Raw genomic sequence first — 12,859 nt, forward strand, 5'->3', positions numbered from 1 at the left:
GAAGGACATTGATATGGCATTGGCAGATTTGCTGCAGCAGGATGCTGTCGTACCTACACTCCGGGTGAACTCCAAGAAGCAGCTGCTTCAGGAACTTGCGGCCAAAGCTTCCAAGCTCACCGACATTCCGGAACGGGAAATATTCGACGTCATCCTGCAGCGCGAGCGGCTCGGCTCTACCGGCGTCGGCAACGGGATTGCCATCCCCCATGGAAAACTGAACAAGATCAGCAAGATCACCGGGATCTTCGCGCGTCTTGAGACGCCCGTGGATTTCGAGGCTCTGGACGACCAGCCGGTTGATCTGGTCTTCCTTCTCCTGGCCCCCGAAGGTGCTGGTGCGGATCACTTGAAAGCGCTATCTCGGATCGCCCGTGTCCTGCGCGATCAGGATCTCGTGGCCAAGCTGCGGGCGACGGAATCGGCGTCGGCTATCTACACCTTCCTCAACGAGGAACAGGCGTCGAACGCCGCCTGATACCCTCAGCTCCCAAAGATGAGCCAAAAAAAAGCGCCCCAGGAGGCGCTTTTTGATTCAAGGGCGGTCTCTGCCTGTCACGCCTTCGAGGTGTCATCGGTTGAGGCTTCCGTCTTTGGGCCGCCCTTGGCGACGCCGACCATGGCCGGCCGCAGGACGCGCTCGCCGATGGCGTAACCTGCCTGAACGACCTGAACGACCGTGTTGTTTGCAACATTCGGGTTGGGAACCTCGAACATGGCCTGGTGGAAATTCGGGTCGAACTTCTGGCCTTCCGCCTCGATCTTGCGAACGCCATGACGCTCCAGGGTCGAGAGCATGCCCCGCTCCGTCATTTCAACGCCCTCGATCAGGGCCGTCCAAGCTGCATCCGCTGCAGCACGGGCCTCGTCGGGCAAGGTCTCGATGGCGCGGCGCAGGTTGTCGGACACCGAAAGCATGTCCCGTGCGAAACCCGTGACCGCATAGGACTTGGCATCCTTGATCTCGCGATCGGTGCGGCGGCGAAGATTGTCCATCTCAGCTGCGAGCCTCAGGAAGCGATCGCGCAGGTCGGCGTTCTCCGCCTTCAACGCCTCGACAGGATCAGGCTGCTGCTCAGCGGAGGCCTCACCTTCGTCTGCAACCTGCCCTTCGGGGGTCGCGGTTCCTTCTGCCTCGAGGGCTGCCGCGTCAGGTCCGTTCTTGTTGGTTTCTTCGGTCATGACGTTCTCCGGATAATGTCTCGTTTTCGAAGCTCAAGGTTTCGAATGCGTGCCCGATATCAGGGTTTGGCGCGAAAAAATCAAGGGTTTGCAGGGAAATTGCTCACCGCTGGCCGCGCGATAGCCTGGCCATGAGCTGCGCGGTGTAATCGACCATGGGAACGATGCGCGAATAATTGAGGCGCGTGGGTCCAATAACGCCGACAGCACCGACGATGCGATCTTCGCCGTCACGATAGGGTGCGACGATCAAAGACGAGCCGGACAGCGAGAAAAGCTTGTTTTCCGAGCCGATGAAGATCCGCACACCCGGCCCGGTCTCCGCCAGATCGAGGATTTCGATCAGGCTTTCCTTGCGTTCCAGGTCGTCGAAGAGAAGCCGCAGCCGGTCGATGTCGTCTGAACCGACCAGCCCTTCGAGGAGATTGGCCCGGCCGCGCACGATGAGCCGCGCCGGCTGTTTGTCTGCAACCTCGCCCGACCAGACCGCGAGCCCGCGCTCGACGAGATCGCGCGACAGCGTATCAAGCTCGCTCGCGACCTGCGTCTTGAGCTTCTCGATCTGGCTGCGCAATTCCCGCATCGTCTGGCCTGCAAGATTGGCATTGAGGAAATTGGCCGCTTCCGTCAGCTGCGACGCGGTCACGCCGGCCGGAAGGTCGATGATGCGGTTTTCGATCTGGTTGTGCTCGCCGACAAGGACTGCGAGCGCCTTGGTCGGCTCCAGCCGGATGAATTCGACATGCTTCAGGATCGGGTCGTTCTTGGACGAAATGACAAGGCCTGCACCGCGCGAAAGCCCGGACAGCATGCGGCTCGCCTCGGTGAGCATGGCTTCCATCGGCTGGTCGGCGCTGGTCGGCCGGATCTGCCGTTCGATCTCGTCGCGCTCGCCATCCGAGAGATCGCCGACCTGCATGAAGGCATCGACGAAAAAACGCAGGCCGGCTTGCGTCGGCAGGCGCCCGGCGCTGACATGCGGCGCATAGATGAGGCCGAGATCCTCGAGATCGCTCATGACATTGCGCACAGAGGCCGGCGAAAGCGACATCGGGAGGAGACGCGAAAGACTGCGGGAGCCGAGCGGATCGCCCGAGTCGAGATAGGTCTCGACGATGCGGCGAAACACTTCCCTTGAACGATCGTCCAGGGAAGCGGAAACGTCTGCGACGGTCGTCTTCAGTGATGCCATTGGCGGAGCGGACTGGATCTCAGATGTTTCATGACGGAAATATAGTCACAGCGCACGGGATGACCAAGGAATAAATCGCGTCCGGCGCGCCACTGCGTGCCGCGACATGGTTTTTCTTTGCAAATACGCAGCTCCCTCCTTAGAAGGCAACAGACAACCCAGGAGATTGCAATGCGGCCATCCGGCAGAAAAACCGATCAAATGCGCAAGGTTTCGTTCGAGCGCAACTTTTCCAAGCATGCGGAAGGCTCCTGCCTGGTCAAATTCGGCGATACTCATGTGCTGTGCACGGCAAGCCTCGAAGACAAGACCCCGCCGTGGCTGCGCAATTCCGGCAAGGGCTGGGTGACGGCCGAATACGGCATGCTGCCGCGCGCCACCGGCGACCGCATGCGCCGCGAGGCCTCCGCCGGCAAGCAGAGCGGCCGCACGCAGGAAATCCAGCGGCTGATCGGTCGCTCGCTGCGCGCTGTCGTCGATCTGGAAGCGCTCGGCGAGCGGCAGATTTCGATCGACTGCGACGTCATTCAGGCCGATGGCGGAACGCGAACTGCGGCGATTACCGGCGCGTGGATCGCGCTGCATGATTGCCTGAAGTGGATGGAAACCCGCAGCATGATCAAGGTCGAGAAGGTCCTGAAGGATCATATCGCGGCCGTCTCCTGCGGCATCTTCGCGACCCAGCCGGTGATCGACCTCGATTATCTGGAAGACTCGGCAGCCGAGACGGATGCCAATTTCGTCATGACCGGAACCGGCGGCATCGTCGAGATCCAGGGCACGGCCGAAGGCAAGCCATTCAGCCAGGACGAGTTTCTGATCCTGCTCGGCCTTGCCCGCAACGGGATCGACGAACTGGTCGCCCTGCAGAAGCAGGCGATCGGCTGAGACCTCGGGACTGAGGCGAAGAGGCCGGGCGGATGGCAGGGGAGATCGAAGGCGTTCTGGAAGCGGCGCTCTATGCGTCCGACCTCGACGCCGCCGAGCATTTCTATGGCGCCGTACTGGGCCTGGAACGCATCGCACGGCATGACGATCGGCACATCTTCTTCCGCTGCGGGCAGACGGTGGTGCTGATCTTCAATGCGGCCGAGACGGCAAAGCCAGCGCCAGCAGGTTCGCTGCCGGTTCCGGCACATGGCGCGAGCGGCGCGGGTCACCTGTGTTTCCGCGTATCCGGCGATGCACTCGACGCCATGGTGGCACGGTTGATTTCCGCCGGGATCACCATCGAATCCGATTTCCGCTGGCCCGGTGGCGCCCGCTCGATCTATTTCCGCGATCCCGCCGGCAACAGCCTGGAATGCGCCGAACCGAAACTCTGGAATCTCTGAGGACCGCATGCGCAAACTTGATACCCGCACCATCGTCGTCGCCAGCCACAATGCCGGCAAGATCGCCGAGATCGCCGACCTGATCGGCCCCTTCGGCTTTTCCGCCAAGTCGGCCAAGGACCTCAACTTCGTCGAACCGGATGAAACCGGCACGACCTTCGAGGAAAATGCCGCGATCAAGGCGCTGGCCTCAGCCAAGGCGTCTGGCCTGCCAGCCCTCTCCGACGACAGCGGCCTGGTTATCGACGCACTCGACGGCGCGCCCGGCGTCTACACAGCCAACTGGGCCGAACGCGAGGATGGCAGTCGCGACTTTGCCATGGCGATGGAAAAGGTCGAGACGGCGCTTGCAGAACGCGGCGCTTCTGATCCGGCGAAACGGAGCTGCCGCTTTGTCAGCGTGCTCTGCCTCGCCTGGCCCGATGGCCATACCGAATTTTTCCGGGGCGAGGTCGAGGGCACCGTTGCTTGGCCGCCGCGTGGGTCCGCCGGCTTCGGCTATGACCCGATCTTCCAGCCGGAAGGCCATGAGCGCACCTTCGGCGAGATGACCGCGGACGAGAAGCACGGCTGGAAACCGGGCGATGCAGCAGCGCTGTCGCACCGCGCCCGTGCCTTCAAGCTCTTCGTCGAAACCTGCCTGGAGGCCTGACCCCTTGACCGACCGGTCCTTCACGCTTCTACCTGACACGGGAGAACCCGGCTTCGGCGTCTATGTGCATTGGCCTTTCTGCGCGGCCAAATGCCCTTACTGCGACTTCAACAGCCATGTACGCCACCGGCCCGTGGATCAGGCTCGCTTTGTCTCGGCATTCCTCGCCGAGATGAAGGCGATCAGGGCGCTCTCCGGGCCGAAGACGGTCACCAGCGTTTTCATGGGCGGTGGCACGCCCTCGTTGATGGATCCCGCGACGGTCGGCGCCATCCTTGATGGGATTGCCGCCAACTGGCACATGCCCGATGGCATCGAAATCACGATGGAGGCCAATCCCTCCAGCGTCGAGGCGACCCGCTTTCACGGCTACCGGGCTGCCGGGGTCAACCGCGTCTCGCTCGGTGTGCAGGCGCTGAACGATCCGGACCTGCGTTTTCTCGGCCGGCTGCATGACGTCGCTGATGCGCTGAAAGCCATCCGGCTGGCGCGCGAGATCTTTCCGCGCATGTCCTTCGATCTGATCTATGCCAGGCCCAACCAGACCGTGGAGGCATGGGAGCGTGAACTGAAGGAAGCGATGTCCTATGCCGTCGACCATCTGTCGCTCTACCAGCTGACCATCGAGGAGGGCACAGCCTTTTACGGTCTGCACAAGGCCGGCAAGCTGATCGTGCCCGACGATGAACATGCGGCAACGCTTTACGAGGCGACGCAGGAAATTACCGCGCGAGAAGGGCTTCCGGCCTATGAGGTGTCGAACCATGCCCGCCCGGGTGCCGAGAGCCGGCACAACCTCACCTACTGGCGCTACGGTGATTACGCCGGCGTCGGACCCGGAGCGCATGGGCGTTTGACGCAGGGGCGGACGAAGATTGCGACGGTGGCCGAGCGGCATCCGGAAACCTGGCTTTCTGCCGTCGAGCAGAATGGCCACGGGATGATCGAACGCGAAGAGCTCGATCACGAGGCGCAGGCCGACGAATTGCTTCTGATGGGGCTTCGCCTGCGCGAAGGCGTCGATCTCGCCCGGTGGCAGCAGCTTTCCGGTCGCGATCCCGATCCCGACAAGGAGCAGTTTCTGCTCGAACAGGGCTTCATCGAGCGGCTGGGCAATTCGAGGCTTCGGGTAACACCAACCGGGATGCTGATCCTCAACGCCGTCGTCGCAGACCTCGCCTGCTGAGGAAGATGCGCCTGGCGGAACGCGGGAATACAGCCTCGTCGTTGACTGCGGGCTATGCTGAAATGAAACTTCTGGAAAGTTGAGATCGCCCGTCTCATCTGGATCGTAACCCCGAGATCATCGCGATCGCCCGCGTCTGACCGCGTCCGGACACGGAAAGGCCACCAAGAGCCCGTTTCGGGATCTCGGTGGCCTCAAAGTCTGCGGTTGTTCACTTATTCGTTGATCAGGCGACGCAGGAGTTCAATCTCCTGCGACAGCTTCTGGTCGGCCGAGATCAGCTCTTCGATCTTGCGAACCGCATGCAAAACCGTCGTGTGGTCACGACCGCCGAAGCGGCGACCGATCTCCGGGAAGGAGCGCGGGGTCAGCGTCTTCGACAGATACATGGCGATCTGGCGCGGCTTGACGATGACGCGGGTGCGGCGGTTGGACACCAGTTCCTGGCGCGAAACATTGTAGTGACGAGCGACGACGCGCTGGATGTCCTCGATGCGCACGCGCTTCTGATCGCCCGCGCCGACAAGATGGGCGAGCAGTTCATCGACGCGTTCGATCGACAGGTTCGGCTCGAAGGAACGGCGGAACAGAAGCTGGTTGAAGGCACCTTCCAGGTCGCGGCCGCTGCTGGTGATGTTGCGCGCAACATGTTCCAGGATCTCGGCGGGGATGTCGATCGAAGCGTCATCCTTGCGGACGACTTCCAGGCGCGACTTCATCATGTCGAGACGCATATCGTAGTCAGGCGCTTCCATTTCGATGGCAACGCCACCCTGGAGACGCGAACGAACACGCGGGTCAAGCGATTCCAGTTCCCAGGGCGCACGGTCGGCGGCGACGACGACCTGCTTTGCGCTGTCAAGCAGCATGTTGAGCAGATGGCAGAACTCGTGCTGGATCATCTTTCCCTGCAGGAACTGCATGTCGTCGATGATCAGGAGGTCGATGTTGCGCAGCGAGTCCTTCAGCGTGAGGGCATCATTGTCACGGATGGCGGTGGCAAAGCGCCACATGAAATATTCGGCGGTCAGATAGACCACGCGCGGCGCGCGTGGGCTGTGCACTGCGGCATTGGCGATCGCCTGCAACAGATGCGTCTTGCCGAGGCCGACGGAGGAATGAATGAAGAGCGGGTTGAAGCGTACGGCGCCAGCGCCGGCTTCGGCGATGGTTTTGGCGGCCGCGAGTGCTACCCGGTTCGACGCGCCTTCGACAAAACCATCGAAGGTGTAACGGCTGTCGAGCGGCGAGCCGAAGAGCGGGCTTGCCGTGCTTGTCGCGCGGCCCGTGACCGACGACGGGCCGGGCGGCGAGGCGATCTGGCCGATGCCCTGCGGGCCTGTCTTGCGCGCTGTGGTCTGCTGGGGTGCGGGCTCGGAACCCACCTGACGCTCGTCCATGATCGGGCCGCGGGTGTTGCGGCTGGCGGTGCGGACCATGATCTCGATCTTCAGGATCGACGGATCCTCCGCCTGGAAGATCGACGTGATCAGATCCAGGTAACGGTTATTGATCCAGGACTTCAGGAAGGTCGTGGGAACCGTCAGCCGAACCACGCTCTTGGAAGCCGAATGCAGCTTAAGGCGGGCGAACCAGCTCTGGTAGACATCAACCCCGACCTGCGCCTTCAGTCTTTTGCTGAAGCGGTCGAAGAGGTCGCTATGTGTCATTCCGGCATTCTCTCCTGCTCCGTCGGAGCACGCGACGCCAAGCGCCGACTGTGCATTGTCCCCGTTTACCAACGCACTGGCCGTCATCGAGTTCATGTGCATATTGCCGCCTTCCAAAATCATTCCTGGTGTAGGGCGCTTCAATGCTCGCCCGACAGCCGCTTCATCTCGCGCCAACCCCGAAGGGTCGACAGTCCCCAGACGCATCACAAGGGTGCTTCAGCCGAAAGCACCCGCATGACTTGCCCCTCGCCCCCTCAAGACGATGGTCGTCCCTTGTCCCCCGAACCGCATCCTCGACATGCGGCTCGTAATTCTCCGGCCCGATCTGCAATGCTGCAGACAAGACACAAATCCTCATCGCGCGGAGACGACTACGTCTCCGATGCAACGCCGAACACTTTATGATAAAACGGAATGGAAACACTCCGCTCCGGCAAGGGTAGACTGGTCCAGACCACATTGCTGCCGTCCGAGCCGTCGTTTCGGAGGTTTCCCTGCCCCCTTGCTGGAGGCCATTAAGGCAGGATCAAATGGCAAGATCAACCGGGATTTTTACGCAAACTCCGGCGGCGGCCATTGACTCTTGGTACTTCATTTTTGCGTCACATTCGGTCGAAAAAGAAATGCTTTTGAATCAAGGAGATTCATGGCCGGCGGCAAAATGGACCTCCGGCAGAGCAGAAAAATAAAAAATCTCTTGACTCACAAGGCGCCCAACCTCCCCCGACGGAAAGTGGAGGCGAAGCTGACGACCTCTCTCAAGCCAATGTAATGATTAGATATTTTATGTCATGCGACTGACAAGTAAGCTTGTTTCACCGCATTACAATGCGCCAGCTCAACACCGCCGAAACGGAAACGACGAAAAGCCCGGCGAAACGCCAGGCTCTTCAGAAAATGTCGAAACAGTGTCTAAAATTAGACAGCCAAGGCCTTCACACGAGCGGCGAGACGCGAAATCTTGCGCGATGCCGTGTTGGCGTGAACTACGCCCTTGGTGGCGGCGCGCTGGATCTCCGGCTGGGCAGCCTGAAGTGCATCCTTGGCAACCGAAGCGTCACCAGAAGCGATGGCTTCTTCGACCTTGCGGATGAAACCACGGACCCGCGAACGACGAGCCTTATTGACTGCAGTGCGGCGAGCGATCTTGCGGGTCGCCTTTTTCGCCGAAGAAGTGTTGGCCATGGATGCCTCTCTCGAAATTCAAACCAAAGCCCACCATCGCCGCGTCGGGTCGTTGCGACCTGCCATACCAGCACTTGGGGAGCTGCTTCATGAGAAAGCGCAATGGCTTTCCCAACCGTGGGCGGGCATATAGCGGGAAAGCGCGAATGCGTCAACGCGGATTCGACAGGAATCGCGCCCTCCCTTGCGCTTATCTGTTCCGGAAGGCCGGCTTGCGCTTCTCAACGAAGGCGGCCATGCCCTCCTTCTGGTCTTCGGTGGCAAAGAGAGAATGGAACAGGCGGCGCTCGAAGCGCAACCCCTCGGTCAGAGTCTGCTCGAAAGCGCGGTTGACCGCCTCCTTGGTCATCATCACGGATGGCAACGAGTAGGATGCGATCTTTGCCGCCGCTTCCAGCGCCTCGTCGAGCAAGCGCTCCGGTTCGACCACGCGGGCAACGAGGCCGGCGCTTTCTGCCTCGATCGCATCCATCATCCGGCCGGTCAGGCAAAGATCCATGGCCTTGGCCTTGCCAACTGCGCGGGTAAGGCGCTGCGAGCCCCCCATGCCGGGCATGACGCCGAGCGTGATCTCGGGCTGGCCAAACTTCGCGCTCTTCGAGGCGATGATAAAGTCGCACATCATGGCGAGCTCGCAGCCACCACCGAGCGCGAAGCCGGACACGGCCGCAATGAAAGGCTTGCTGAAGCCGGCGATCGCATCCCAGCCGCTGATAAAATTGCCGGTATAGACGTCAACGAAATCGAGCGACTGCATTTCCTTGATGTCGGCACCCGCCGCAAAGGCCTTTTCCGAACCGGTGAGCACGACGGCACCGATCGCGGCATCGGCCTGCAGCTCGGCCAGAAGCTGCCCGAGCTCGCGCATGACGGTGGAATTCAGGGCGTTCAGCGCCTGGGGCCGGTTGAGGGTGATCAGCGCCACCCGATCGCGGCGTTCGATCAACAGGGTTTCATATGACATGACTTCCTCCCTTGCGCGGCCTTTGGCCTCATTTCTGGCAGGCCCGACAATAGAATGTAGAGCGGCCCGATTGAACTATTCTTTCGACGGTACCCTGGCAACCATTCGAGAGGCAGGGCTTGCCTTCCCGGTCGTAGGTCCGGAAGGAATGCTGGAAGTAGCCCAGCGTGCCGTCTGCCTGGATATGGTCACGCAATGACGAGCCGCCCGCCTGGATCGCATCCGCAATGACCTCGCGGATCGCGTCGGTCAGCACCGCGAGCTCAGCCTTGGGCCTGCCCTTTGCCGTCACCAGTGTGGATACCTTGCGGGTGGGGGAGAGATGCGAGCGCCAGAGCGCCTCGCAGACATAGATATTGCCGAGACCAGCAATCACTTTCTGGTCCAGCAGAGCGCTTTTCAGCGGCTGGCTGCGACCGGCGAAACGCGTGGCCAGATAGTCGGCGGAGAGCCGGTTGCCGACCGGCTCGGGACCGAGATCGCGGAAGGCCGGATAAGTGTCGAGTTCGGAGCGCGCCATCAGCTCCATGAAGCCGAAACGGCGCGGGTCATTATAGACGACACGGACGGCGCCTTCCGGGCGGTCGAGATGGAAGACGACGTGGTCGTGCTTTTCGTCCTTGCTGCGCTCGTGGTGGAAGACGCCGGGCAGATTAGCCCCCTCCTCTGCCTCGATGCGGAAAGAGCCGGACATGCCGAGATGGGCAATGATCGTCAGGTCGTCTTCGAAATCGATCAGCAGGTACTTTGCCCGACGCGACAAGGCGAGGATCCGGCGTCCTTCTACCCTTGCGGCAAAATCGCGCGGCAGGGGAAAGCGCAGATCCGGGCGCCGAAGCTCCAGGCGCTGCAATCTGGCGCCCTCCACGGCGGGTGCCAGACCGCGTCTGACTGTCTCAACCTCTGGCAATTCCGGCATTTCAGCCCATCTTTCTGTTTGAAGCGCCTGTTTTACGGTCTATAGACCAGCCTTGAAGCCGGTGTCCTGCGCAGATAGCGCGTGAGAGCCCTTTTCGCTATGGTCCGCCCGACCTGTCCGTTACGTGGAGTGAACCGATGACTGCAAGCCGCATTTCCGCCGAGGGTGGCATGGAAACCTCCTATGGCTTCCGCCAGGTCGACGAGCAGGAAAAGCAGGGCCTGGTCAACGAGGTCTTCCACAAGGTGGCCAAGCGCTACGACATCATGAACGACGTGATGTCGGCCGGTCTGCACCGCGTCTGGAAGGATGCAATGGTGGCGGCCCTCAATCCGCGCAAGGATCCGAATTACAAGATCCTCGACGTTGCCGGCGGCACGGGCGACATCGCGTTTCGCATTGTCGAAGCCTCGAACCGCTTGGCCCATGCAACCGTGCTCGACATCAATGGCTCGATGCTCGGCGTCGGCGCCGAGCGGGCAGAAAAGAAGGGGCTCTCCCCCAACCTCACCTTCGTCGAGGCCAATGCCGAAAGCCTTCCTTTCGAGGACAAGAGCTTTGACGCCTATACGATTGCGTTCGGCATCCGCAACGTGCCGCATATCGACGTGGCGCTGTCGGAAGCGTTCCGGGTATTGAAGCGCGGTGGACGACTGCTGGTGCTGGAATTCTCCGAAGTGGAGATGCCGCTGCTCGACAAGGTCTACGACGCCTGGTCGTTCAATGCGATCCCGCGCTTTGGCAAGATGATTACCGGCGATGCCGAGCCCTATCAGTATCTCGTGGAATCGATCCGCAAGTTTCCCAACCAGCCGGATTTCGCCCGGATGATCGAACGGGCCGGTTTCGCCAACGTGCGCTACACCAACTATACCGGCGGGATCGCAGCCCTGCATTCCGGCTGGAAGATCTGAGGCGCATGAGCACGATCGGTGCATATTTCCGACTGGCGCGGGTCGGCTGGGTGCTGGTGCGGGAAGGCGTCGTGGCGGCGCTGCCATCAGAAGGTTTGCCTCCCTTCGTCGGCTTCGCCAAGGCGGCCGTGGCTCCGCTTGCCCGCAGCCGAGCCAAATCCGTCGACCGGGCCGATCGACTGGCCAATGCGGTCGCACGGCTGGGCCCTTCCTATGTGAAGATCGGCCAGTTTCTCGCAACCCGACCGGATGTCGTCGGCGCGGATTTCGCCGAGGATCTGTCTTGCCTTCAGGACCGCATGGCATTCTTCCCGACCGAAGCAGCCAGAGCCACGATCCGTGAGTCTCTTGGCCGGACGATTGAAGATCTCTACGCGCGCTTCGACGAGCCGATTGCCGCCGCATCGATTGCGCAGGTGCATCCGGCCGAGGTGGACACACCGGAGGGACGGCGCAAGGTGGCCGTGAAGGTGATCCGTCCCGGCGTGCGCAAGCGCTTCGCCGCCGATCTCGAGGCCATGTATCTGGTGGCGCATCTGCAGGAGCGCTTCCTGCCGCATACCCGACGGCTGAGACCGGTCGAGGTGACCAGGACGCTCGAGCAGACCACCAAGGTCGAAATGGATCTGCGGCTCGAGGCCGCCGCTCTTTCAGAAATTGCCGAGAATACCAAGGAGGATCCCGGGTTCCGCGTCCCCACCGTGGACTGGGAGCGGACAGGACGCGACGTCGTCACCATGGAATGGATCGACGGCATCAAGATGTCTGATGTCGAAGGACTTCTGGCCGCCGGGCACGACCTTGATGCGCTGGCCGACACGCTGATCCAGTCCTTCCTGCGCCATACGCTTCGTGACGGATTCTTCCATGCCGACATGCATCCCGGCAATCTCTTCGTGGATCCCGCCGGCATGATTGTCGCGGTCGACATGGGCATTGCCGGGCGTCTGGGCAAGAAGGAGCGCCGCTTCCTCGCCGAGATCCTCTATGGTTTCATTACCCGCGACTACATGCGCGTGGCGGAGGTCCATTTCGAGGCGGGCTACGTTCCATCGCACCACAATGTCGCGAGCTTCGCCCAGGCGATCCGGGCGATCGGCGAGCCAATCCACGGACAGCCGGCAGAGACCATCTCGATGGGCAAGCTGCTGACGCTGCTGTTCGAGGTCACCGAAATCTTCGACATGGAAACGCGTCCGGAACTCGTGATGCTGCAGAAGACCATGGTTGTGGTCGAGGGCGTTTCGCGCATCCTCAATCCTCGTTTCAACATGTGGAAGGCCGCAGAGCCCGTCGTTTCGCACTGGATCCGCGACAATCTCGGGCCTAAGCGGATCGCGACCGACCTGAAGGATGGCGCGAAGGCGGCCCTGAGGCTGGCCGAGGCGCTGCCGGAGATCGCGGCCAAGACCGAAAAGCTGCATGGCGAAATCGTGCGCATGAGCGAGGAAGGGCTTCGCTTCGACGCCGACACGGCCGAGCGCATCGGACTTGCGGAGGCCCGGCACACACGGTTCGGCCGGGTGGCGCTCTGGGTCATTGCTGCGGCTGCCGTCGTGATTGCGGTCCAGGTCTCCTGATCTCACGCCCAAACGCCGCGCGTTTGGACCAAATTTTCTTGATGTCTTGATGGAACAATGCCGCACAAGCGGCGTTGC

The 12,859-nt window shown here is 61.6% G+C and carries 13 protein-coding genes; 7 read left to right on the forward strand and 6 right to left on the reverse strand.

The window, feature by feature from the left end; translation table 11 throughout:
* Positions 1-13: 13 nt before the first annotated feature.
* Positions 14-478, forward strand: coding sequence for a PTS IIA-like nitrogen regulatory protein PtsN (ptsN, locus tag LJE98_RS03550; RefSeq protein WP_229573465.1), 465 nt, complete (start codon positions 14-16; stop codon positions 476-478).
* A 77-nt stretch (positions 479-555) separates the two neighbouring features.
* On the opposite strand, the gene grpE is transcribed toward ptsN, so the two are convergent.
* Entirely contained in the window at positions 556-1,182 is a 627-nt protein-coding gene (grpE, locus tag LJE98_RS03555) for a nucleotide exchange factor GrpE (protein ID WP_229573466.1), read from the reverse strand.
* A gap of 103 nt (positions 1,183-1,285) precedes the next feature.
* Positions 1,286-2,374: a heat-inducible transcriptional repressor HrcA gene (hrcA, locus tag LJE98_RS03560; RefSeq protein WP_229573467.1), complete on the reverse strand. Its 1,089-nt coding sequence runs from the start codon at positions 2,372-2,374 to the stop codon at positions 1,286-1,288.
* Positions 2,375-2,545: 171 nt separating this feature from the next.
* On the opposite strand from hrcA, the gene rph reads away from it, so the two are divergent.
* Genes rph through hemW form a run of 4 tightly spaced genes read left to right on the forward strand, consistent with a single transcriptional unit; the run spans position 2,546 to position 5,546 of the window.
* Entirely contained in the window at positions 2,546-3,262 is a 717-nt protein-coding gene (gene rph / locus LJE98_RS03565; protein ID WP_229573468.1) for a ribonuclease PH, read from the forward strand.
* 32 nt (positions 3,263-3,294) lie between these two features.
* Entirely contained in the window at positions 3,295-3,708 is a 414-nt protein-coding gene (locus LJE98_RS03570; RefSeq protein WP_229573469.1) for a VOC family protein, read from the forward strand.
* A gap of 7 nt (positions 3,709-3,715) precedes the next feature.
* Entirely contained in the window at positions 3,716-4,360 is a 645-nt protein-coding gene (rdgB, locus tag LJE98_RS03575) for an RdgB/HAM1 family non-canonical purine NTP pyrophosphatase (protein ID WP_229573470.1), read from the forward strand.
* A 4-nt stretch (positions 4,361-4,364) separates the two neighbouring features.
* Positions 4,365-5,546 (forward strand): radical SAM family heme chaperone HemW, encoded by a 1,182-nt coding sequence (hemW, locus tag LJE98_RS03580; protein ID WP_229573471.1) that lies wholly within the window; start codon positions 4,365-4,367, stop codon positions 5,544-5,546.
* 215 nt (positions 5,547-5,761) lie between these two features.
* Here hemW and dnaA read toward each other — a convergent pair whose 3' ends face one another.
* From dnaA to mutM, 4 genes are all read right to left on the reverse strand, one after another.
* Entirely contained in the window at positions 5,762-7,318 is a 1,557-nt protein-coding gene (dnaA, locus tag LJE98_RS03585; protein WP_229573472.1) for a chromosomal replication initiator protein DnaA, read from the reverse strand.
* A gap of 819 nt (positions 7,319-8,137) precedes the next feature.
* Entirely contained in the window at positions 8,138-8,404 is a 267-nt protein-coding gene (gene rpsT, locus LJE98_RS03590) for a 30S ribosomal protein S20 (RefSeq protein WP_229573473.1), read from the reverse strand.
* A 190-nt stretch (positions 8,405-8,594) separates the two neighbouring features.
* Positions 8,595-9,368, reverse strand: coding sequence for an enoyl-CoA hydratase (locus tag LJE98_RS03595; RefSeq protein ID WP_229573474.1), 774 nt, complete (start codon positions 9,366-9,368; stop codon positions 8,595-8,597).
* 28 nt (positions 9,369-9,396) lie between these two features.
* Positions 9,397-10,287 (reverse strand): bifunctional DNA-formamidopyrimidine glycosylase/DNA-(apurinic or apyrimidinic site) lyase, encoded by an 891-nt coding sequence (gene mutM, locus LJE98_RS03600; RefSeq protein ID WP_229573475.1) that lies wholly within the window; start codon positions 10,285-10,287, stop codon positions 9,397-9,399.
* 137 nt (positions 10,288-10,424) lie between these two features.
* On the opposite strand from mutM, the gene ubiE reads away from it, so the two are divergent.
* A complete protein-coding gene (gene ubiE, locus LJE98_RS03605; RefSeq protein ID WP_229573476.1) occupies positions 10,425-11,201 on the forward strand; it encodes a bifunctional demethylmenaquinone methyltransferase/2-methoxy-6-polyprenyl-1,4-benzoquinol methylase UbiE in 777 nt (258 codons plus the stop codon).
* 5 nt (positions 11,202-11,206) lie between these two features.
* Entirely contained in the window at positions 11,207-12,781 is a 1,575-nt protein-coding gene (ubiB, locus tag LJE98_RS03610; RefSeq protein WP_229573477.1) for a 2-polyprenylphenol 6-hydroxylase, read from the forward strand.
* Positions 12,782-12,859 lie beyond the last annotated feature (78 nt).

It is taken from the genome of Rhizobium sp. 'Codium 1' (assembly GCF_020889605.1).
Classification (GTDB): Bacteria; Pseudomonadota; Alphaproteobacteria; order Rhizobiales; family Rhizobiaceae; genus Allorhizobium; species Allorhizobium algae.